The sequence below is a fragment of the Arthrobacter melezitosi genome (genome assembly GCF_054511055.1).
Genome location: NZ_JBTNDJ010000001.1, coordinates 1 through 21,228, shown reverse-complemented (window position 1 = coordinate 21,228; position 21,228 = coordinate 1). Strand labels below are relative to the sequence as shown.

General features: G+C 62.6%; 17 protein-coding genes and 1 tRNA gene. 10 read left to right on the top strand and 8 right to left on the bottom strand.

Going from position 1 to position 21,228, the window contains the following annotated elements; translation table 11 throughout:
- Positions 1 to 107: 107 nt before the first annotated feature.
- A complete protein-coding gene (locus ACX80W_RS00090; protein ID WP_459279292.1) occupies positions 108 to 1,202 on the top strand; it encodes a YaaC family protein in 1,095 nt (364 codons plus the stop codon).
- Positions 1,203 to 1,386: 184 nt separating this feature from the next.
- On the opposite strand, the gene ACX80W_RS00085 is transcribed toward ACX80W_RS00090, so the two are convergent.
- The 3 genes from ACX80W_RS00085 to ACX80W_RS00075 all read right to left on the bottom strand — a co-directional run bounded on the left by ACX80W_RS00085 (position 1,387) and on the right by ACX80W_RS00075 (position 4,855).
- Positions 1,387 to 3,333: a hypothetical protein gene (locus ACX80W_RS00085; protein ID WP_459279291.1), complete on the bottom strand. Its 1,947-nt coding sequence runs from the start codon at positions 3,331 to 3,333 to the stop codon at positions 1,387 to 1,389.
- A gap of 344 nt (positions 3,334 to 3,677) precedes the next feature.
- Positions 3,678 to 4,586 carry a DNA/RNA non-specific endonuclease gene (locus ACX80W_RS00080; RefSeq protein WP_459279290.1) on the bottom strand — a complete coding sequence of 303 codons (909 nt, stop codon included), beginning with the start codon at positions 4,584 to 4,586 and terminating at the stop codon, positions 3,678 to 3,680.
- 47 nt (positions 4,587 to 4,633) lie between these two features.
- Positions 4,634 to 4,855 carry a hypothetical protein gene (locus ACX80W_RS00075; protein ID WP_459279288.1) on the bottom strand — a complete coding sequence of 74 codons (222 nt, stop codon included), beginning with the start codon at positions 4,853 to 4,855 and terminating at the stop codon, positions 4,634 to 4,636.
- 564 nt (positions 4,856 to 5,419) lie between these two features.
- Here ACX80W_RS00075 and ACX80W_RS00070 point away from each other — a divergent pair.
- A complete protein-coding gene (locus ACX80W_RS00070; protein WP_459279285.1) occupies positions 5,420 to 6,550 on the top strand; it encodes a DUF3644 domain-containing protein in 1,131 nt (376 codons plus the stop codon).
- Between the two features lie 59 nt (positions 6,551 to 6,609).
- Here the strand turns inward: ACX80W_RS00070 and ACX80W_RS00065 are convergent, their stop codons facing one another.
- Positions 6,610 to 7,506, bottom strand: a complete 897-nt coding sequence (locus tag ACX80W_RS00065) for a HEPN/Toprim-associated domain-containing protein (RefSeq protein WP_459279284.1) — start codon at positions 7,504 to 7,506, stop codon at positions 6,610 to 6,612.
- Between the two features lie 10 nt (positions 7,507 to 7,516).
- A complete protein-coding gene (locus ACX80W_RS00060) occupies positions 7,517 to 8,224 on the bottom strand; it encodes an SOS response-associated peptidase (RefSeq protein ID WP_459279283.1) in 708 nt (235 codons plus the stop codon).
- 2,054 nt (positions 8,225 to 10,278) lie between these two features.
- On the opposite strand from ACX80W_RS00060, the gene ACX80W_RS00055 reads away from it, so the two are divergent.
- From ACX80W_RS00055 to ACX80W_RS00045, 3 genes are all read left to right on the top strand, one after another.
- Positions 10,279 to 10,722, top strand: coding sequence for a hypothetical protein (locus tag ACX80W_RS00055; RefSeq protein WP_459279282.1), 444 nt, complete (start codon positions 10,279 to 10,281; stop codon positions 10,720 to 10,722).
- Positions 10,723 to 12,785: 2,063 nt separating this feature from the next.
- A complete protein-coding gene (locus ACX80W_RS00050) occupies positions 12,786 to 13,001 on the top strand; it encodes a helix-turn-helix transcriptional regulator (protein ID WP_459279281.1) in 216 nt (71 codons plus the stop codon).
- Entirely contained in the window at positions 13,002 to 14,198 is a 1,197-nt protein-coding gene (locus ACX80W_RS00045) for a tyrosine-type recombinase/integrase (RefSeq protein WP_459279280.1), read from the top strand.
- Between the two features lie 161 nt (positions 14,199 to 14,359).
- Here ACX80W_RS00045 and ACX80W_RS00040 read toward each other — a convergent pair.
- Positions 14,360 to 14,432 (bottom strand) — tRNA-Ala (locus tag ACX80W_RS00040).
- A 147-nt stretch (positions 14,433 to 14,579) separates the two neighbouring features.
- On the opposite strand from ACX80W_RS00040, the gene ACX80W_RS00035 reads away from it, so the two are divergent.
- The 3 genes from ACX80W_RS00035 to ACX80W_RS00025 are packed head-to-tail and all read left to right on the top strand — an operon-like array spanning position 14,580 to position 17,816.
- The gene (locus ACX80W_RS00035) at positions 14,580 to 16,115 is read left to right on the top strand and encodes a DHA2 family efflux MFS transporter permease subunit (RefSeq protein ID WP_459279278.1); all 1,536 of its coding nucleotides are present in this window, start codon (positions 14,580 to 14,582) and stop codon (positions 16,113 to 16,115) included.
- Positions 16,116 to 16,150: 35 nt separating this feature from the next.
- The gene (locus tag ACX80W_RS00030) at positions 16,151 to 17,623 is read left to right on the top strand and encodes a S10 family peptidase (RefSeq protein ID WP_459279276.1); all 1,473 of its coding nucleotides are present in this window, start codon (positions 16,151 to 16,153) and stop codon (positions 17,621 to 17,623) included.
- Positions 17,624 to 17,675: 52 nt separating this feature from the next.
- Positions 17,676 to 17,816, top strand: coding sequence for a hypothetical protein (locus tag ACX80W_RS00025; protein ID WP_459279274.1), 141 nt, complete (start codon positions 17,676 to 17,678; stop codon positions 17,814 to 17,816).
- A gap of 103 nt (positions 17,817 to 17,919) precedes the next feature.
- On the opposite strand, the gene ACX80W_RS00020 is transcribed toward ACX80W_RS00025, so the two are convergent.
- Positions 17,920 to 18,414 carry a DUF456 domain-containing protein gene (locus ACX80W_RS00020; protein WP_459279273.1) on the bottom strand — a complete coding sequence of 165 codons (495 nt, stop codon included), beginning with the start codon at positions 18,412 to 18,414 and terminating at the stop codon, positions 17,920 to 17,922.
- A 112-nt stretch (positions 18,415 to 18,526) separates the two neighbouring features.
- On the opposite strand from ACX80W_RS00020, the gene ACX80W_RS00015 reads away from it, so the two are divergent.
- Positions 18,527 to 19,447, top strand: a complete 921-nt coding sequence (locus ACX80W_RS00015; protein WP_459279272.1) for a hypothetical protein — start codon at positions 18,527 to 18,529, stop codon at positions 19,445 to 19,447.
- A gap of 103 nt (positions 19,448 to 19,550) precedes the next feature.
- Here the strand turns inward: ACX80W_RS00015 and ACX80W_RS00010 are convergent, their stop codons facing one another.
- Positions 19,551 to 20,462, bottom strand: coding sequence for an SDR family oxidoreductase (locus ACX80W_RS00010; RefSeq protein ID WP_459279271.1), 912 nt, complete (start codon positions 20,460 to 20,462; stop codon positions 19,551 to 19,553).
- A gap of 403 nt (positions 20,463 to 20,865) precedes the next feature.
- On the opposite strand from ACX80W_RS00010, the gene ACX80W_RS00005 reads away from it, so the two are divergent.
- Positions 20,866 to 21,228 (top strand): fatty acid desaturase family protein (locus ACX80W_RS00005; RefSeq protein WP_459279270.1); only part of this gene is annotated, 363 nt, incomplete at its 3' end.

Below are 21,228 nucleotides of genomic sequence, written 5' to 3'. Positions count from 1 at the left end.
TCGTGTCCGCATAGGGGGCGTTCACAGGGCATTATCTCGGGCGGGTCATACGGGGATGGTGCTAGCCAACGCGGAGCAGTCCGAGACGACGACGCAGGGTGAGTCTTATGCGTCCCGGTGAAGGACCGGCTTGCGGGCACATTGCGCAGCTCTGCACCGAATGCAGACGGTTCGCAGCTGGACGTCCCCAAAGGAGCAGCAACTTGGCGGAAGATGGTCTAATGCCAAGACGTATCTTCGAAGGTGACTCAGAGGATTCCAAGGAAAGCTGGCGCAGAATCCGTGCGCTTCGCTCCAGACCTCCTGCCTGGATGCCCGAGAGCCGGAAACAACTATTCGTGAGCGCTCTGGAACAGGCTGAGCAGCAGTTTAAGGCGGCTGAGCACATCGGTTACGAATCAAGGTCCCTCAACTTGTATTACGGGCTGTCTCAGGCAGGACGGGCGATATCAGCGGTGCTTACACCCACCGATAAAACGACTTCACCTGAGGTGCGGGGGCATGGGCTCAAACTCTTGCAGCTAGACAGCCTCAAAGCAGCCGCTCTCTTTAGCTGCGAGATCAGAGGGGACGGCGGAACTGACTCATCATTCGGCAGGCTCGCATGGTTGCTCAATTCAGATCCCCTAAAGACGCCTGTGTCTCTGGCTGCTGTGTGGAACATGATTCTCGAAGTCGCTCTAGATTTCCCACAGCCCACTTACCCCCTTCCGCTATTCGTCAATCGTGTCTATGACAGTTCGCTTCCGGGGCAGTACAGCCAGCGTCACTTCACGATCCCTCTAAGCGAACAAGACGCCGAGGAGAACGGTGCGGCAATAAAGCGTCAATACCCGGACCTTGAACCGGCCCTACTCGTTACAACCACAGGCAACGGACAGCACATCGATGATGCGGGTGCACGCCTTGATCTAGCAAAGTTCGAGCTTGAGAACTTCGAATCACACCTTCGCGGCTACAGGAGGTCCACGGTACTCATGCCGGCGACCGCTCCAGGGCAGAAATCGCTGGATCCAATCCTTGCCTGGTGGGTACTGCTCTACGGACTGTCGATGATCACACGCTACAAGCCCGTTGTGTGGACGCAGGCGGTCGATGTTAACCAATCCCATCACGCAGTGCCGCTTGAGACAGTCCTTTCGAAGGCTAGTGATGCGCTACCAGACCAGATCCTGTCGCTCCTGAACCGACCACCACAATAAAAGAACGAGTGCGGAGATGCTGCCGACGCCCATCTCAGCTATGTCCGCTGCCGTCCGTGGAGGATTCTCTTACGTCCAGGCGCTGTTGCGCCAGGCGCACCCAGCGCCATACCTCTGCCAGCATGAAGCAGGTATCTGCTCGGTTCATTGCTCTTGGCCTCATCACGCAAACACCTTCGGCAGGCTATACCTCAAGAGCAACGCTTGCGATGTGTCGCCCCAGCGCGTGGATCTTTGCGCTCACGAGGTGCGGCTTGTCGACTAGACGGTAGCTGTTCGCCCGGCCCGTTCCCGCCGCAGTGCGGCTAACGGAGGCGATCAAGGGATGTTCCAGGAGCTGCAACACTTCCTCGATATCGGCGGTTGATGGGCGAGGGTCTATCTCGTCCCGAACGATGAGATAAATCTGTTCGGCGGACAGCGCCCCGTGTGTGACTTCGTCCGCTCCGCGGGCTTCTTGAGCTAGGACCGCAACGACCTGTGAGAGGAGCATCGATCGTCGCTCCACATGCGACCAACTGGTTTCCAGTTCCTTCCTTACAGCGGGTTGCGTGTTTACGAGGCCCAGGAAAGTCGGAGCGGACAGCGGAGTCACTTCATGCCGCCGAAGCACACGGCCAAGATCCGCCACTGTAATCAGTGCAACACCGTTTTGGTCAGCCCGTGCTTGGACGCGGCCTCCTTCAAAACCCGGCCCGACTAAGGCCACCAGATCAGCACGGTGCTTCTCCTTGTGCTCAGAGAGAGTGTCAAAGGAGACGGCTCCCTCGCTAACCGTTCCACTACGAGCAGCCTTCGCATCGAGGATCACTCTTACTGGCTTTCCTTTCTTATCCTCAACGGTGGCGAGCACATCCGTCTTGCCTGCGCCCCCGATATGGTGGGCTTCGAAACCGAGAAACGAGAAAGCCTCAGCTACTGCTTTCTCTAGCCTCGTGGGAGAATCACCGGCTACAGCAGCCAACTCAAGTTCCCGAACCAGCTCACCGACGGGCGAAGTAGCCAACGTTTCGTCATGGTCAACACCAACGGCCTGTTCCTTGTCGTCATCCAAGGCAGGTTGCAACGGAATTTCCTGGGCAAGGCGTTCCCCCAGTGGTGTCGGTTGATACCGCCAATTCGCGCGTTCCGTAATGAGGCCAGCTGCTTTCAGCAGCTGTAGACGAGTCCGGAAGCCTCCAACGTCGACCCTTGTCATGCCATAGTGCTCGAAGGCAGCCCGAGCCAAGTCCGGGGCCTTATCGAACTCCGCCAGAAGCGGGATTATCTCCAACATAACCCGATACCTGTGATGCAGGATGAGCACGAGATCTAAAGCGTTCTGAGTCTCAAGCCACGCCGCTGCTGCAGCCGACGGCGAGTAGACGTTAAATCCTGTCTGCTCGAGTAATCCTGATCTGTTGAGGGTTGTCATGACAGCACCGAAAGAGCTTTCCGAGACCTCAAAAGATTTCTGTGCGAAAACAAGCAGATCGACCCTTGAAATACTGGGAGACGCCGCATTAACCAGAAGGTAAAGGGCCTCAACAAGCTCGGTCTCGCCGTTACCCCGCGGAATGTATCCCAGTACAGGGTTCCTACTCGTCAGTGCTTCCGGGGTTAATTCTTTCATAAGAGCTAAAATTGCTGGGGGTGGCTCAGGAACTACTACCTGCGAACCATCCGTTTGAGGGACTGCATCTGGCCCTCCCAACTGCAGGTGCTCTAAAGCATCCACACCGGCGGCGGTCAATCCAATAACGTCGTTGGTTTTGTACTCCGTCAAGCCCATGGCTGACATCCAAGTCAGCCGGCGGCGGATTTGATCCAAGGTTGACCACTGAAGCTGATATTTCGCCGCCGCGACCTCCATTAGCTGTCGCGTTCCCAGGGGTTCCGGATGAAGCGCATGTAGGAGCTCCCCCACAAACCTCACATGGCGGTGAAAAACGGCGAGCAGATCGTAAGCCTCACCCGTGTTCAGCCAACGTCGAGCTTCGTCCGATACCGTAAAGCGCTCTCGATCGACAGCGGAAACAAGACCGGCAGGGGCGATCTGTTTCACTGCGTCGCGGATCGTTCTCGGCACCCCATCACCCAAATCGACGGTGGCTGTAGCGAGTCCCTCTTGATCATCGACGGCACTCAACACAGTTCCGAGCGTTTGAACCTGAGCCTTTCCACCCCCTGGCAAATACGGCATGGCCGAAATGCGCGAAGCCCATGGAAGTGGAATCACCGGCGGTCGGTCGCCTACGACACCTAGTTCACTCAAATGATTCAGCCATGCCTTTCAAGTAAGAGTTACTACCTCTAGAAACCCTTCATAACACAGGTCGAAGATAAGAGGGGTCACGGGCGGGTTGATGCCGCTTGGTCGGAGGATCTCGATTTCCTGCAGTCGAGACTTGTTCCTCAACCCGCCGGTGTGCGCTGGAGGATCCTTCACTGAACCGTAAGAACAGCGACGATGACGGCGCCTTCCAGGCGTCATGATCAGCTGTTGAGGTCAAAGTCGAGGTCGAGGCATTCCGGGCTGGAGAGCTCCCGCCAGGCGGAGGTCACGCGCGCGCTGGGTAGGGCCGCGGCGATCGGCATCCGATCAACCCCAACCAACTGGTCGAGATCCAGTCCGGTGAGCGCGGCGATGTCGCTGATCGGCACCTGGAAGGTCCGGAACGGGCCCAACGGTGGTGCATCATCACCAAAAGCGCCGGGCTTCGGTACGTCATCGAGGTCAGCCAGCTGCGGGGTCTGGTCAACGACGTACCCAGTGGCTGCGAGTAATCCTTCGTGCAGGAACACGGCGACCTTGAAGTACCGCAACGGGATCTCCACACCCCGGTACACGGGGTCGACGTCGCTGAAAATCGGCCCCGTGAACACGATCAACCGCCGGCCGTTGTCAGCGGCGTTCTCCAACAGGTACGTCTCCAGGCCCAACCAGAGCTCCAGTCCCTGGTTGAACTTCGCGGCCTGCGGGGCAGCGTTCGTGTAATGGAAAGTGTCCTCGTTCGCGGTCGCCGCCTCCGCACGGCTCTCACCCCACACCGCCGATGCTCGGCGCACGAGGTGTCCGCCGTCGATGTCGTTGCGCGCGTAGACCCGCTCCCCCGTCTGCTGGTCCTCGGATAGCCGTGGATCCACCCGCCACTGAATCCCCGACCGATCTAGGTCCATGAGCTTCGCGCCATCAATACCGAGCGCCGTGATTGCGGCCAGACGCTTGTCCGGTCGCATCAGGACGGAGAAGTGCGTGTACGGAAGCAGGACCGCCTCAACGCCAACCAGGGCCGGCACGGGCACCGGAACGCCAAGGAACCGCTCGTCAAACCCCTCCCTACCGGTGAGGTCCGAGGTCGTGGCGGTGTTCACGGTCTGAGGTGTGGGCAGGGTGGCGTCCATCCGGTGAAGCTACCAGCGACAGGTGACAACTCGATGAACGGTGAGCTCTAGAGCGAGAGAAGGCCAGCTACAACAATGGCAAGGCCACCGGTCAGCAACAGGACCGCCGCTGCAGCCCAGACCGCAGCCAGACCGGCCGCGATCTCGGGCTGCCTGTCCTCACCGGGGTGGAAGGCCTCCAGCAACACATTCGCTTGGGAACGCCCGATGACATGCCGGCCACGATAGGAGGCCAGGGCAGAGACCATCATGACGAAACCAACACCCACACCGACCTCACCTACAACTTGGGCGCAGCTGCTACTTTTGGCCCGGCTCAGATGTGGGCATACCCAAGCTCCACGGTTCCTCCGGCTCCATGGACTCGACAGCCTGAGCAGTGTCGACCTCCCACTGCTCCGATGCTTCCGTCAGTGGAAGACGAACCGGGTTCCGATCGCCCTCATCATTGAATTCCGGGTAAGTCAGCGGCACGTTCTCAGCGCTAGTCATGCGCCGATCCTACTCACCACCCACACGTCCGACATGAGGCTGCAGCCCCGCCCGCCAGCCGGCCCTGTGTGAGCCGAGCAGCAGCCCGACGTTGCACCAGGTCTAGACCCTCCGCCGTTCGTGTTGCGAAAGCCGGAAAGCGACCCTAAAACCACACCGTCTGAGCTGGTTCGCACAGTTGCGTTGGGGTGTACCCAAACGCAACACTCGTTGGGACCGCCTAACTGCCGCCAGCGACCGGGTACCCACTTCCGCTGTAACCAGTGGACGAGCCAAACCCAGAGAGCTACCGGCGGCAGTGCCTTCCAGCTGAAGCATCGCGGATCGGGCACTATCTAAGAGTGAAGCTACGCAATGAAGCCCGGCATCTGAGCACGAAGGCAATCAACTCCATCACCAATGCCGTCACTGCTTTCAACAGCCCCCACGAAGACGGCCGACTGACAGCCGTACTACTGCAAATGCAGCACGCGTTCGAGATGCTATTGAAGGCCGGCCTCGTGCAACACCGGGTCAGGGTTATGGATCCCGAATCAGGAAGGTCGATTGGCTTCGAGCGCTGTCTGCACGAGGCTCAATCGTTGTCCGCCATCAGTCTGACTGACGATGAGGCCGGCACCCTACGCGCGATAGATGCTCTTCGTGATGACGAGCAACACTGGTACGCCATTGTGGACGAGGGCCTCCTGTACCTCCATGCGCGTGCTGCCGTGACCCTCTTCGACGACCTACTCCAGCGCATATTCGACCAACGGTTGGCAGACTTCCTGCCAGTTCGCGTACTCCCCATCGGCACCGAGCCTCCGCAAGATTTCAGCACTCTGGTCAAACGCGAATACGAGAACATTGCTGAACTTCTGAGGCCGGGACGGCGAGCACGGGCTGAAGCTGAGGGACGCATACGGGCCCTTCTCGCCATGGAGTCGCACGTAGACCCGGACAGCAGAGTGAGCTCCACTGATGTGCGCCGAGTCATGAAGGGCATCACTGATGGAAAACCGGCCGGTCTTGTGTTCCCTCGGTTGTCCGAAATGGGAGCTGCAGTCCAAGGCGCGGGCCTGACGGTCGAGGTCCGGTTCCTGCGCAATCCAGAAAGCGCAGCTATGCCCGTGCGGTTCGTCGGCGACGACGCGGTCGACGCCTCCGCCATTCGTGTCGTCGATCTTCAGAAGAAATATCACCGCAGCGCGAAGGATCTCGCTGCCGCTGTTGAACTAACAACGTCTCGATCAACCGCTCTCCGCCGACACCTGGGCGTAGACGATGACACCAGCTGCGCACACACCTTCTCCTTCGGCTCCCAGAGAACAATCCGCTACTCCGACAACGCGTTTACCAGGATGAGAGATGCGCTAAGGAGCGGCGTAGACATGGATGCAATCTGGGCCAGCCATGCTCCAGTGCGACGCAGGGTTCCCCCGCCCACTTGCGAGCAGCCCCGCTGCACCATGCGCCAGGATGCGGCCGCGTAGCGCGCGGCTTACAGGAACTCGTTCAACCTCATCACTGAGCAGCATGGATTGCGCGGAGTCTAGGTAAGGCCCAGCGGTAGATCTATGGCAATCGAGAGTAGGTCCTCGAGGCTCTGATGTAGCTCTTCGTCGGTCAATCGGTTGTGCGGGTTCTCCGGGTGATGGATTTTGTTGCGCACCGCCGTTGGCCGGGTCCTCATCTGCTGACTTGTCTTGCCACCCCGTACACGCTGGTAGGGAGTCGACTTGGGCAATCCCCTGTCGGTGAGCCAAGCATCAAACTCAGCTTCTCCCGGAAGATTGGCATAGTCCTGCACTCGCCCGTATAGGGCGGTGTGGTTCACGATGAAGGTTGGCCGGTCGATGTCTGTCAGGTCTTCGTAGGTTGCCCAGCCGGAGTCAATGATGTCTTGGTACTCCCACTGAAGGCATAACTCGCGGTTCTCGGCACGATCGGCAATCACTCGAAGTATGAGTGTGAAATCCAAGCGTTCCTTGATGAAATCCTCCAGCCTTCCGTAAGGGGAATCGTCATCGTCGTCATCGTCGTAGTCGTCGCCCCAGGCGCCGAGCCGATGAATCAGGAGCTCCCTGAAGTCATACACGTATGGCAGCAGATCCTCCTGTGTCAGCGAGGCGAAGTCGATGCTCGTGAGTACGTCGTGAAAATCCTCGAAGGACAGGCGCAGTCCAGCTGTCCTATTCCATCGAGCAACTGAATCCTCAAACTTCGCCTTCGTCTCTGGCCCGGAGTAGCCGAGGTGACACAGCCGGATGTAGGTCTCCTGCAGGCTGGTCCGAAGACCTGGCTTAACGTCGGTCTTGCCGTACGCATACTGGTATGTCACGTCCGAGACGCTCTTGGGTGGAAACAGCCAGTGATGGCGCACGTAGTGATCGTTCTTGCCGTAGTGGATGGGGATGTCGTTAAGGGCGAGCCCAATCATGGTTCCCATGGCAGTCCCGCTAGCGGGTTGCCTCGATGAGATGCGGTCCGTCATTGCGGACCGATCCAACTTCTTTGCCGACCACCCGTGGCACGAGGTTGGGTTCGGGGATGGTGTCGATGAAGTGCTCCACCTGATTCCGCTCGGTCATCGTCGGGTCCCGCCACTGATCCCGCAGCTCGGCCGGCACGATCACGGGCATCCGCTCATGAATATGCCCGAGAGCGTCGTGCGCTGCTCGGGTGAGGATCGTCGCGGTCACCAGCCACTTGTCCTCGGCGTCCTCGGCTTTGGTGGGGTCGGGCCAGAACTCGTACAGGCCAGCGAAGCCCAGCAGCTGGTCCTCGTCCTCGCCATGAAGATAGTGAGGGGTCTTCGTCCCGTCCTCGTTCTTCTGCCACTCGTAGTACCCGATCGCAGGCACCAGGGCTCTGCGCTTGGCGGCTGCGGTGCGGAACGACGGCTTCTCCGTCACCGTCTCGCTACGGGCGTTGATCATCCGGGCGCCGGCCTTCGGGTCCTTGGACCAGACGGGCACGAACCCCCACCGGGCTATCTCGAGGCGACGCACCAGCTCACCCTCGCGCAGCTGCTCGGACACGAATGGAATCCCCTGCATCGGAGCCACGTTCCAAGACGGCTTCAACTCGTCCTCGAAGGACTCCTCGACGCTGAACGCATCCCGGATAGCGGCCTTATTGCCGGCGATTACGAAGCGTCCACACATGGGGACCTCCAATCTAAGAACAAGTAGGTGCTACAAGAGGCAGCATCTAACCGACGAAACCCTGTGGATCGACTGGGTCGGTTACAGGCAAAGGGTGTCGGTTTGGTTTAGGGGTAGGTTGCCGATCTTGGTCGAAGAACAATGCATAGTAGTCAGTCCTCGGACTTCCTGGCCTCTCTGCTTTAGCGCCCAGGTGATAACTCTTGCGCCCGAGCTCTGATCCGACGAACGCATAGAGCCATGCGTCGCGTTCATCATCAGGAAGTGAGATACGCGACGAGTCGCGACGATCGTGCCCGGCGATGCTAAATAGCATTTGGAAACCTCGCAGAGCATCGTCCTCGGCGGCCCACGCGAGGTCAGACAGACTCGCAGTGATCGTCACCAGATGCCGCTGATCCACGACCGAGTTCCAAGGCCCTCCAGCTTCGGCTGGGTCCTCCTCCGTGAGGGGGCGTGTGGCCGTCCTCAAATTGTCTGGATCGAACACCCGACGGCGCAACACGTCCAGTGATGATCCATGTCCCGCTTTTATCCGTTGCGCTATTTCAAGAACCGACATAAGTCTCACTATAGGACGCCGCGAAATACGCAATTCAGTGGAGCACGAAACTCGCCGGGGGCGCCTCCTGCCCACATGGGCACCGCACAAGCTCCCCACGCTCCGCTGCTTGTCCCGCACCCAGGATGGACAGCAGGAACCAAGGGCCCGCCTGCACACAACCACCTGCGTCACCGACACGAATTAGCTCACCTCGAGTAAGCGGTGGCCATGCACAGCCTCCACGAGTGCAGGATGGGACTAGAACCTGAAGAGACGATGAGGGTCCGATTGTCGGCGCTGCCTCGTACTGTCCCACGTGGGCCAGAACAAGCGATACGCGGCCAACCACGAGGAATTGCACCGTCTCCCTTTCTGTCGGCTGTTGAACTCCACTCAGACGCGGTTGAGCTACCAAAGCGGGACAGTTTTACGGGCAGGGTATACGCGTATCAACGGCACCAGGTTTCATATGGGATTTTCGGTGGTGGATCGAGCCGGAGATGGTGGAGCGGTGAGGGAACGGTTAACGGACGCGAACATCGGACTGGACGTATCACTGCAGCTGTCACGGCCAACGGCGTCTCGTGGGAGGCATAGGAGCATTGAACCTCATGCCGCTGGGCTCGATCAGTATCGCGAGCACCTCAATTGCCTTCGCCATTGCTTCGCCGATTCCGTCCTTTACCCGCATCTACCGACCCAACAATCGACAGTTGGACGCCCTCAGTTCGCTTATCAGGCCGAGGACAGGGGGTCAGGATTCAGATGGCGGCCCGGCCATGTGATCGGGAGTCCCGGTAAGGTGGGCCGGAGGCAATCCGCCAGGGGCTTGGACGGTACTGCCGGTCACGGCAGCGGACTATGGGGGGTCAAGTTGATAAGCCAAAAGATCGGTGTTTTTCTGGCCGCAGCGATCCTGTCCGGCCTCTGGTATTACTCCCTCGGATACGCCGACTCAGCCGCCATAACAGACCGAGAAAACAGCATCGTATCTGTCTGTCTCCATAACCGGCCTGAGGGCTCAATCCACACACCCGAAGGGGGCTCGTCGCCTCCTCGGAGCGAATATACCTACTTTCCGCTGGGTATCGAGTGCGAATTCGCGATGAGGGACGGGTCCACTCAAATCAGCAAGTTTCCAAAGTACGGCCTCACGATCGGGGCAGCCCTTCCACTGGTTTCGACCGTTTTTTGGTTCGCTATGGCCCTTGCGAGGCATCGGAGATCGAAGGGCTTCCACAACGCCGCCGGATGACATCGCTGTCCCTGCTCGTGCCTTTATTGTCGTTCTCCAGAAAACCCCATCGAACGCGCCGACACCCGTTCCACCCGGAACGCAGCCCCTGCGGTTGTGCCTGGCATTTGCTGCGGTTGCCTGTGGTCATCACACTCTGGGCTGGCCGGTGACCTGGCATGAACTATCCTCACTGGTCATGGGATTTTTTGCCGGTGCAGGTAGGGTGTACCCAGTCGTTCCGACCGGTGCGATGACAAAGCATGGGGAAGCACATTGATCACGAAATCGTCGGCCGGGTGGGCCGCTGTTCTAGTGCTGTCAGCCGGTGTAGGGATCGGGATCAGCACCCTCCCCGAAGCGCAGGGGTTCAACGGGCCCGGTGTGGGAGCGGAGTCACCGTCATCTGCTGCCCACAGCATCGCTTCCGCATCTGGCCTTAAGCCCTCGCATCAGGAAGTTGATCCCGGATCGCGGGTTCATCAGCCTTTCACCGAATGCTCGGCCGATTATGCCGCGGGACCGGGTGCTGACCTGGACCGGAACAACATGATCGGTCCGGAGAACAGTGTGATGCTCCCACCCGGGCAGATGGAGGCCATGGGCCTGCCCGAAGCCGCCGTAGAACAACAGACCAAAAAATGGAACGAACTCGCCCAGGATGAGCGCGAGGAACAACTGTGCCGCGCGAACCAGCAGAACGCCGTTGTCAACCTGTAGACCGCTGAACCCGCGACGGAGCACGAGGACACGGTAAGCGACGGACACCGTCCTGCCGTGCTTGTTCGAACCATCCGCCAACGGTTGCCGCCGGTGCTCATGCCCGCCAACACCAACCAGACGAACGAAATCGAGAAGTCACCGGCAACCCACTGGACAACGCATCACTACGGCAGAGGCCATGCCGCGGTGAGGAATCGGCTCACGGGTGGCGATGGGCGCGCCTGTTGAACGTTGATACACGGACCGCCGGCTCGATTGTTGAAGCCCAAACCGTTTATGGGAAACCCACATCTTCGCCAGAGGGAAGAGAGACAATTGAACGCCGACAAACCCCACACGATGAACACCAGGCGCGTATTCCGTGCCTGCATGCTCGCCCTCGGAGGGCTCTCAGTAGTCTGGGCCGGCGGAGTGTTCTGGGGCCAGATCGATGAGGGCAACGTTCCATCAGACTCGGCTTTTCCCCCTGTCCCTTCTCCCGGCACCATGGGGGAAGTGACCAGTAAGTGCGCTTCGGGTGGATGTTGGAGGGAGATGGTCATAGAGAGCGAATCGCGACCATCAGCATTATCCGTTGTAGCCCAAATGGAGCTGGCGCCGGAGAGTTGCGGACCCCTGAACGTCTGGACGATGCGGAAGACGTGCGTAGGGAGGGTAGTCGACGGGACGACGGAGGAAGTCAAAATCTATGTGAGATTCGACGAATCATTCTCAAAATACTAATCGCGGTACAGCCATGCCGTTCTGTCGCACGCGGTGAATCCTTCGCGTTAGACACGCCCGGAAAAGCGCCCGCTGGAGGATCCCTTCACGGCCACGCTGTCAGGTTGCAGCCGAGGACTGGTTTCGGCGTACCCAACCTGAGGTCGATCGCGTCGCAGTTCTCTCCGAGGAAGAATAATGATCCAGATGCGAAACGGAATGAACAAGCGCACGCGACACCGGCGGGACGCGGGCCGCCGGCGGGCCAGAAGCCCGCTCGGCGCCCTGGGCGTCCTGGCCAGAATCGTCGATCTGTGGGACACGGCCATCGCCCTTCTGACCGTAGTGGGGAGCCCTGACCTGCAGTCCTTCATACCGCTCGACCCTGAACCTTCTTTCCCTAGCACCATTCAGCGCTTGCGCGTGTCTTGGAGGAAGGCCACGAGAATGGCAACCGTGGACGCCCTGCCGGATGCGCCCTGGCCCGAGCACCGTGTCGGGGTCCTCCTGCACGGCCCGAAAGCGCGTCACTACCTAGCGGCCCGCCCGAGCACGGCAGGCACTTACGATGTCCTGATCTCACGGCGGCGGCCCCGCAAGGGCCATTGCATGCTCTACCGCGGAACACCACCCCACGTCCTGACTGAAGCAACCCGTCAGGGAACCATTCGCTGGCTGCCAGTAGGGATCCATGCCGACGCGCTTACACGAGACCGTTTTCGTCGGGCCGTTGAATCTCCTGACCCACTTACAACTCTGACTCACACGTGACTTGACCCGACGGAGGCCAGCCCATCGGAGACGGAAGACCTCCGAGGGCAGACCTTCGACCAGGCGGGCCCGATCGCCGTGCTGAACCCGCCCGAGAAAGCGTCCGTCGAGGGATCCCTGAGTGGGAATCACTGCCTACAACTGCTCCGGATTTCCCAAGGAGCGGATATATGCCGCGCTTCCACTGATTGCTCGCGTGTAGCGCTCAGTGTCAGGGATGAGAACGAAGTCCACCACTAGATCGAGAAGCGAGGCATTGGCTTCGTCTGGCTGTCCCGCAGCATGAAGAACGACCGCCGCTATTCCTACAGCCCTCGCCCTCCCACGTAATGCATCCAGCCCTAGCACACCAACGACCTCACGCCAACCACCTCACACCTCTGGCATCCAAGGCAATCGCCGTGAGTGCCGACTCACGTCCAGTCATCTCGCACTTTGGATTGCACCTTTCCCGAGAACGGGCAAGGCCCCGGCGGCGCCGCTGGCGGCAACCTTTCAAGTGTCCGTCATGCCGTCCCGACCCCCTGCTCCCATGAACTGGGAACAGGCCTTGCCCTTGGGCCGGCAACTACGACGGAAAGAATTTCATGACTACCACCCCAGAAAGCAGCAACACTGCGGAAGTTGCCGACGATCAGTGGCTGACCCCAAAGGACATTTGCACCCAGCTACAGATTCCAGAGCAGACGTTTTACCAGTGGCGGGTCAAACACCTCGGCCCCCGCGTGTATCGAATTGGAAGGCATCTCCGAATCAGTCGCACCGACTACGACTCCTGGCTGTCTTCTCGATTGGAAGCCTAAATGTCTCCCAGGCCTCCTCTACCGCTTGGAACATGGGGGAAGATCAACCGGAAAAAACACCCGAATGGCCGCTGGCGTGCGACGACAAGATACCGCGACACTGACGGCATCACCCGCACCGCGGAAGCCTGGGGAACCAGCGGAGCCGCCGCCGAGCGAACCCTCGTCACTTCATTCCAAGATCGGCGAACCCCTGTCTCAAGTGAGATTTCCCGGACTACTCGGCTATCCGAGCTCAGCGATCTGTGGTTCGAAGAAATTGAGAACAATGGTCGCGCGGGCCGAAGGACCATCGATGGGTACCGTGACACCTACAGGCGTGTCATCGAGCCCGCACTGGCCGGACTCCGGCTGCACGAGCTAAGCACCGGCCGCATTGACCGGTTCCTCAAAAACGTCGCCGCAGACCACCCTGCCACCGCACGTCATTCCAAAATCGTTCTAACCGGCATGATGGGTCTCGCGCTCCGGCACGATGCCCTGCGCAGCAATCCAGTCCGGGATGTCGGACCCATCAAAGTCGCCGGGAAAGACGTCAAGGCACTGTCAGTCGAAGACGTTCAGAAGCTCCGGACTGTCATTGCCGGGTGGCAAAAGGACCCCGCCCACCAGGGGCGGCCACGCGCAGCAGACCTACTGGACGTTCTCGATATCTTCCTTGCCACGGGCGCCCGAATTGGCGAGGTCCTGGCCATCCGTTGGCAGGACGTCGATCTCCAAGCGGAACCGCCCACCATCACCATCTCGGGAACCGTCGTCATGGAGAAAGGCCGCGGCGCCTACCGGCAAGACCATCCGAAGACAAGAGCTGGCTTCCGCACAATGAGGGTGCCGCCCTTTGCCGTGCAGACACTCCAACGCAGGTATTCGGCCGAGCAGCCCAAACCCGAGGACATGCTGTTTCCGTCCTCCACGGGGACAGTGCGCAGCCCCCACAACTTCCGCAGGCAATGGCGGGACGCCCGCGCGGGATCGCCCTACGAGTGGGTCACCCCGCATGTCTTCCGTAAATCAGTTGCCACTCTCATCGACCAGGAATACAGCTCCAGGCAAGCTGCCGCCCAACTCGGTCATTCCGGGACGGCAATCACAGAGAAGCACTACATCGCCAAGGCGACCGAGTCACCGGACCTCACGGCGACCCTCCAAAAGTTCGGCACGGAGTCACCACTCGGTCCGAAACTTCTGTCCATGTGAATGGCAGCTACCACAACGAAAGTTCGGGACGGACGGAACTCAATGCCACCGGCCCAACCCAAGTTCGACGAAAGCGTGTGGTTTCCGTGTGGTGGACCCTTCGCGAGACAGGAGAAAGGCCCTTCGTCCCGAAGTTTCCGCAGGCCAAAGGGCCTTCGTAGTGGAGCTTAGGGGAATCGAACCCCTGACCTTTTCATTGCGAACGAAACGCTCTACCAACTGAGCTAAAGCCCCTGACCCTCCCACTCTAGCGAATAGTGCCCGCAATGCTCAAAGCCGCCCGGAGAGTCCCGCGGCTGCACGGCGGAGCGCCGATGATACCCGGGGGCGGCCACGGAACCGCCGCGGGTTTCGTCCGCCCGCTGGAGTAACGTTTCACCCATGCCCCGCGACGAACCGGTAACCGCCCTGCCACCCGAGACGACCGGGGACATCCGACCCTGGCCCGCCCTGTGGTCGCTGGTGATCGGCTTCTTCATGATCCTCGTCGATTCGACGATCGTGTCCGTCGCGACGCCGGCCATCATGGAGGGGCTCGGAGCCGGCCTGGACGAGGTCATCTGGGTCACCAGCGCCTACCTGCTGGCGTTCGCCGTGCCGCTGCTCATCACCGGCCGGCTGGGCGACCGCTTCGGCCCGCGTCGCATCTACCTCGTGGGCTTGGTGGTCTTCACCCTCTCCAGCGCCTGGTGCGGGCTCGCCGATTCGGTGGGAATCCTCATCCTCGCCCGCGTCCTGCAGGGGCTCGGGGCGGCAATGATGACACCCCAGACCATGTCGGTCATCACCCGCATCTTTCCACCGGAACGGCGCGGAACCGCCATGGGACTGTGGGGATCGGTGGCCGGAATCGCCACCCTCGTGGGGCCGGTCCTCGGCGGCATCCTCGTGGATACCCTGGGGTGGGAATGGATCTTCTTCGTCAACCTTCCGGTCGGGGTGCTCGGGTTCATCCTTGCCTACCGGCTGGTGCCGAAGCTGCGGACCAACACCCACCGCTTCGACCTCCTGGGCGTGCTGCTGAGTGCGGCCGGGATGTTCTGCCTGGTGTTCGGCATCCAGGAGGGTGAATCATACGACTGGGGCACCATTGCCGGGCCGGTGACCGTATGGTCCCTGATCATTGCCGGACTGGTCCTCCTGACCGCCTTCGTTATCTGGCAGCGCTTCAACCGGGCGGAGCCGCTGCTGCCCCTTCGGCTTTTCAACGACCGCAACTTCTCCCTCGCGAATACCTCGATCACCGCCATGGGCTTCTCCATCACCACCATGGCGCTGCCGCTGATGCTCTATGCCCAGAACGTGCGGGGGCTCAGCCCCACGGAGGCGGCCCTGCTGCTCACTCCCATGGCCGTCGTATCGGGCGTCCTGGCACCGTTTGTCGGCCGGTGGGTCCAGCGCAACAACCCCAAGTTCATGGCGGTGCTCGGCTTCGCCGGCATGTCGGCGTCACTGTTCTGGCTCGGTGCTATCCTCACCCCTGACGTCCCGTTGTGGCTGATCCTGCTGCCGGTTTCCCTCCTGGGCTTGTCCAGCGCCGGCATCTGGGCCCCGGTCTCCCTCACGGCCACCCGCAACCTCGCACCCTCGCTGGCCGGGGCGGGTTCCGGCGTGTACAACACCACCCGGCAGGTCGGCGCGGTCCTCGGCAGTTCGGCCATCGCCGCCATGATGCAGGCCCGGCTCAACGCGAACCTGGCCGGGGGCGGGGGGTCGGCCGACACGGGCGCCGCCCTGCCCGAGGCGGCCCAGGCCGGTTACGCGCTCTCCATGGGCCAGGCCCTCTACCTGCCGGCGGCGGTCATCCTCATCGGACTGGGTGCGGCGCTGTTTTTTGCGCGGCCGCAGCAGAACACGGCCTGGGCGGGCGAGAACGACGCCGCCCCGCACCGGTCCGCCCAGTCCGTGGACTCATAGTGGTTGCCTGAATCAACGAGGATTAGGCTCGTTCCATGGCTGACCCGACCGGAAACCCGACTCCTCCCGACGCACCCGCCGACTCGAAGGACGTCAGCGACGACTTTGTCTCCCGCGGGCACACCTCGCCGTCGGGCCTGCGGTACACGACGACCACCGGGCGGATGGTGCTGCGCCGGGAGGAAACCAAGGACGGCCTGGCCGGCGGCTTCCAGCCCAAGGCCGAAATTTTCCTGGCGGCCTACACCAAGGACGACGGGGACCCCGGGCGCCCGGTCACCTTCGCCTTCAACGGCGGGCCGGGATCGGCCTCCGTGTGGCTCCACCTGGGCCTGCTCGGCCCCCGGCTGGTGGATGCCGGCGACGCCGGAGCGATGACCCCCGCCCCCTTCGGGCTCGTCGACAACCCCGACTCGCTGCTGGAAACCAGCGACCTGGTGATGATCGATCCGGTCAACACCGGCTTCTCGCGCGTGGTCGAAGGGGAGAAGACCGACGAATTCCACGCCTTCATCGAGGACCGCGACCTCGTCGCGGAGGTGATCCGGCTGTGGACGACGCGCAACAACCGGTGGCTTTCCCCCAAGTACCTCATCGGCGAGTCCTATGGAACGCTGCGTGCCGTCGCCGTCGCCGGCCGCCTGTTCGACGCCTACGGGATGGCGGTCAACGGGCTGGGCCTGATCTCCACGGTGCTCAATATGTCGACGCTGCGCTTCTTCCCCGGCAGTGACCTGCCCTACGCCCTGCACCTTCCCACCTACGCCGCCATCGCGCACTTCCACGGCCGCCACGGCGGGCGGGACCTGGCGGAGGTGGTGCGGGAGGCCGAGGAGTTCGCCGCCGCCGGCTATGGCTACGCCCTCACCCAGGGCAACCGGCTCACGGAGGCCGAGTACGACGACGCCGTCGCCCGCCTGGCTGCCGTCACCACCCTCGATGAGGGGTTCATCCGGCGGACCAACCTCCGTTGGGACTATTCCGAGTTCGCCGCCGAACTGCTGCGGGGCGAGGGCCTTGCCGTCGGCCGGATCGACGGCCGGTTCACCGCCCCTCCCGAAAACCTCCAGAAGTCCGATTCCTGGGACGATCCGAGCATGCGGGCGATCACCGGGCCCTTCGCCGCGGCGATGAACCACTACGTGCGCGCCGAACTGGGCTATGAGAACGACCTCCCCTACGAGATCCTCACCGCACGGGTCCAGCCCTGGAGCTACCGCACGTTCGAAGGGGCACCGGTCGATGTCTCCGGCGTGCTTGAGCGCCTCCTCATCCACAATCCCGCCCTCCGGGTGCACGTCGACTACGGCTACTACGACGGCGCCACCCCGCACTTCGCGGCCAAGTACGTCTGGGCGCACATGGCCCTGACCGACCAGGCGAAGGCACGCTTCACCCACCACTTCCACGAAGCCGGCCACATGATGTATTTGAACCCCGCGGTACGCCGCGCACAGCTGGCCGCCCTTCGGAAGTTCGTCACGAACGGTGCCTCGACCGGCAATTAGTCAGTAGGATTAGTATTAATGCCGACAACGGCACCGGATGAAAGGACCTCCCATGCTCAAGCGAATCCTCTGGGCGCTGGCACCCATTGTCGTCTCCAAGGTCATGCAGAAGCGCGGTGCCGACTCGGCCCGCCGCCCCAACCCGGCCGGCCGCACCAACAAGACCGGCTACCGGAAGAATTTCGGCCGCTAGCCTCCGGCTCGTAGCCGCCCCGGCGGCGAACTTGCGCGAAAATGACGAACGCACCCGATAATTCGGGTGCGTTCGTCGTTTTCAGGCGCGCTGGGCGTCGGGCTCAGGCGAAGTGCACCCAGACGCCGAGGATCCACGTGGTTCCGGCGGCGAAAGCGAAGCCGAGTTCGGCGAGGATCCCGAGCCCGGTCGCCTTCAGGGCCTGGAGGCTTGAGGACAGGGCCGGCCGGGCGCTGCGCTGCCGCTGGTACTCGCTGGCGAACAGGCCGAGCGCGAAGCCCAGGAACAGCCCCACCACGGGGATGGTGAACATGCCCACCACCCCGCCCAGCAAACCGACCGTCACCGAACGGCCCGGGATTCTACGGCGCCGAAGGGTCCGTCCGGTCAGCACCAGGCCGGAGACCAGGCCGGCAAGGGCGAAAAGGGATCCCACGGCGAAGACGACCCAGCCCACGGCGCTCTCGACGGCGAGCGCCCACAGCAGCAGGGACCCGACGATCAGCACGCTGCCGGGCAGCACCGGGACCACCACCCCCGCGGTGCCCACCGCGATGAGCAGCCCGGCCACAACCGTCATAAACACCTGGAAGTCCATGCGCCCAGTCTCCCATCCCGGCCGGCGCCCCCGGGGTCCATGGAGTTCCGCAGCGCGGCCTGCAATACTAAGGTGACTGAGTAAAATTTGGTCTCGCACAACAGGAGGACGCATGAGTACGCCAGGAACAGGGGACACCGACGGAGCTCTGCGGCGCCCCCGCGGCACCGATCAGGGGCAGGGGGCGCACGCCCGCGGGAATGACACCCCGCCCTCCAGCGGCGCCAGCAGCGTCGGCGAGGCACCATCCGATGACACCGCGACCCGCGAGCACACCCGCGCCCACCGGGTCGCTGACACCGGGGCCGACGACACCGCGACCCGCGAACACACCCGCGTCGCCCCGGTCAGTGCGACCAGGGACTCCGGCTCCCATTCCCTGGACCCGGACGAGGACGCGCACCGCAACCGCGCCGACCGCCCCTCCGTGGCCGACGACGCCATCCCGGGCGCCGCCGACCGCCGCGCACTGCACCAGCGCGAAAAGGAGGAGTTCGGCGGCATGAAGTTCGGCTCCGCCTTCTTCGGCTGGCTGACGGCCACCGGCATGGCGGTGCTGCTGACCGCCCTGCTCGCGGCGGCCGGCGCCGTCTTCAGCCTCTCGACGAACACCAATCTCGATGAAGCCGCCGACCAGGCCTCCCGTGATGCCCAGACGGTCGGAGTCACCTCCGCCATCGTGCTGCTGGTGCTGCTGCTGGTTTCCTACTTCGCCGGCGGGTACGTCGCAGGGCGGATGGCTCGGTTCGACGGCGCCAAGCAGGGTATCGCGGTATGGCTGTGGGCCCTCATCATCGCCGTCCTCGTGGCCATCCTCGGCGTCATTGCCGGCAGCCAGTTCGACATCCTCGCCAATCTCAACAGCTTCCCGCGGCTGCCCATCAACGAGGGCGACCTGACCACCGCGGGGGTCGTGTCCGTCGTGGTGGCCGCCCTCGCGGCCCTGATCGGCGCGATCCTCGGCGGCCTCGCCGGGATGCGCTACCACCGACGGATCGACCGCGCCGACTACGACGAGCTCGGCCGCCGCTAGGGACGCCACCACCAGCCGCGGCCGATGAGCCGCCGCAGCACAAAGCCCCGGGTTCGCAGGAACCCGGGGCTTTGTGCATCCCAGCACCGCCGGACGCCCGGCATCAGGGCGAGGGCATGCCCCCGTTGACATTGAGGGTCTCCCCCAGCACGAAGCTCGACTCGGAGGAGGCCAGGAAGACATAGGCCGGCGCCAGCTCCACGGGCTGGCCGGCCCGGCCGAGCGGCGTGCTCTTGCCGAACTCCGGGAGGGCCTCCTTGGGCTGGCCGTCGGAGACCTGCAGGGGCGTCCAGATCGGCCCGGGAGCCACGGCGTTGACGCGGATGCCCTTGGGCGCGAGCTGCTGGGCCATCCCCTTGGTGAAGTTGTTGATCGCCGCCTTCGTGCTGGCGTAGTCGATCAGCGTCGGCGAGGGCTCGTAGGCCTGGATCGAGGTGCTGTTGACGATCGCCGAGCCCGGCGGAAGGAACTTCAGGGCCTCCCGCGTGATCCAGAAGAAGGACTGGATGTTCGTCTTGTAGGTGTGCTCGAGCTGCTCATCGGAGAGCTCCTCGAGGGACTCCACAGCGACCTGCTTGGCCGCATTGTTTACGAGGATGTCCAGGCCGCCCAGCTGCTCGGCGGCCTGCTGCACCATCGAGCGGCAGAACTCCGCATCCTTCACATCGCCCGGGAGCTTGACGCCCTTCCGCCCGCTCTCCTCGATCAGCCGGATCACCGTGTCGGCGTCGGGCTCCTCCTCCGGCAGGTAGCCGATGGCCACGTCGGCGCCTTCCCGCGCGAACGCGATGGCGACGGCGGCACCGATGCCGGAATCCGCGCCGGTGATCAGGGCCTTGCGGCCCTCGAGCCGGCCGGTGCCGCGGTAGGACGTTTCACCGCGGTCGGCCTGCGGCGTGAGGTCCCGGTCGAGGCCGGGCTCGGGCTGGTCCTGCTTCGGCGGAGCGATGCTTTCGAACCGCGTCACGGGGTTCGAGAACGTGTACTGGTCGCTTGATGCAGACTGCGGATTCATTTTTCCTCCGTTGCCGGTTGGGCCCCGGGCCCTCGGAGGCGACCCGGGGAGGCGAAAGGCAGAAGCTAAGCCTGCTTACTACCTTAGGCGTGCCCGCGGGAGCGGGGCAAGGGCGCCTAGAAGACGGCGGAGAAGAATCCCGCACCCACGCTGAGGATCAGGGCCACGACGAGGAGCCAGACGATCGGGGTGCGGTACTTGGCAATGGCGCGCATAGCTCCCCAGTCTAGTGCCCACTTCCCCGCCCCGTGCCGGGCCCCGGCCCCTACCCGGCGTTCTGGTGCACATGCAACCAATGTGAAAATGCACACGCTTTACACAGCGAGTGCGCGTAGAGTGAAGGAATCCGTGGGGCCCGCCCCAGTCGATGGCTGGGAAGCCGACCCAACCCCCAGGGATATTCATGAGCGTCACAGCCACCGGCCGCAAGGTACGGATCGCCAAACCCAATGACGTCATCGCGTCCTATTCGGTTCTCCTCAAGCAGGTCCGCAAGGAGGGGCTGCTGACGCGGCGCCGGCGCTTCTACATCTCGGTGTTCATCCTGCTCGGTTTGTCCATGGGCGCGGCCTGGACCGGCTTCGCGCTGCTGGGCGACACCTGGTTCCAACTCCTGATCGCCGCGGTCCTGGGCGTGGTCCTGACCCAGACGGCGTTCCTGGCCCACGAGGCCTCCCACCGCCAGATCTTCCGCACCCGCGGCGCCAACGACTGGTCCGGCCGGGTGCTGGCCGCCGGAGTGGTCGGCATCAGCTACGCCTGGTGG

What these genes read in the sequence shown, in the direction of transcription:
- ACX80W_RS00090 (WP_459279292.1), top strand. Translation starts at nt 108, where the DNA reads ATGCGTCCCGGTGAAGGACCGGCTTGCGGGCACATTGCGCAGCTCTGC.
- ACX80W_RS00080 (WP_459279290.1), bottom strand. Translation starts at nt 4,586, where the DNA reads ATGGACGCCACCCTGCCCACACCTCAGACCGTGAACACCGCCACGACC.
- ACX80W_RS00065 (WP_459279284.1), bottom strand. Translation starts at nt 7,506, where the DNA reads ATGGGAACCATGATTGGGCTCGCCCTTAACGACATCCCCATCCACTAC.
- ACX80W_RS00060 (WP_459279283.1), bottom strand. Translation starts at nt 8,224, where the DNA reads ATGTGTGGACGCTTCGTAATCGCCGGCAATAAGGCCGCTATCCGGGAT.
- ACX80W_RS00050 (WP_459279281.1), top strand. Translation starts at nt 12,786, where the DNA reads ATGACTACCACCCCAGAAAGCAGCAACACTGCGGAAGTTGCCGACGAT.
- ACX80W_RS00045 (WP_459279280.1), top strand. Translation starts at nt 13,002, where the DNA reads ATGTCTCCCAGGCCTCCTCTACCGCTTGGAACATGGGGGAAGATCAAC.
- ACX80W_RS00035 (WP_459279278.1), top strand. Translation starts at nt 14,580, where the DNA reads ATGCCCCGCGACGAACCGGTAACCGCCCTGCCACCCGAGACGACCGGG.
- ACX80W_RS00030 (WP_459279276.1), top strand. Translation starts at nt 16,151, where the DNA reads ATGGCTGACCCGACCGGAAACCCGACTCCTCCCGACGCACCCGCCGAC.
- ACX80W_RS00025 (WP_459279274.1), top strand. Translation starts at nt 17,676, where the DNA reads ATGCTCAAGCGAATCCTCTGGGCGCTGGCACCCATTGTCGTCTCCAAG.
- ACX80W_RS00020 (WP_459279273.1), bottom strand. Translation starts at nt 18,414, where the DNA reads ATGGACTTCCAGGTGTTTATGACGGTTGTGGCCGGGCTGCTCATCGCG.
- ACX80W_RS00015 (WP_459279272.1), top strand. Translation starts at nt 18,527, where the DNA reads ATGAGTACGCCAGGAACAGGGGACACCGACGGAGCTCTGCGGCGCCCC.
- ACX80W_RS00010 (WP_459279271.1), bottom strand. Translation starts at nt 20,462, where the DNA reads ATGAATCCGCAGTCTGCATCAAGCGACCAGTACACGTTCTCGAACCCC.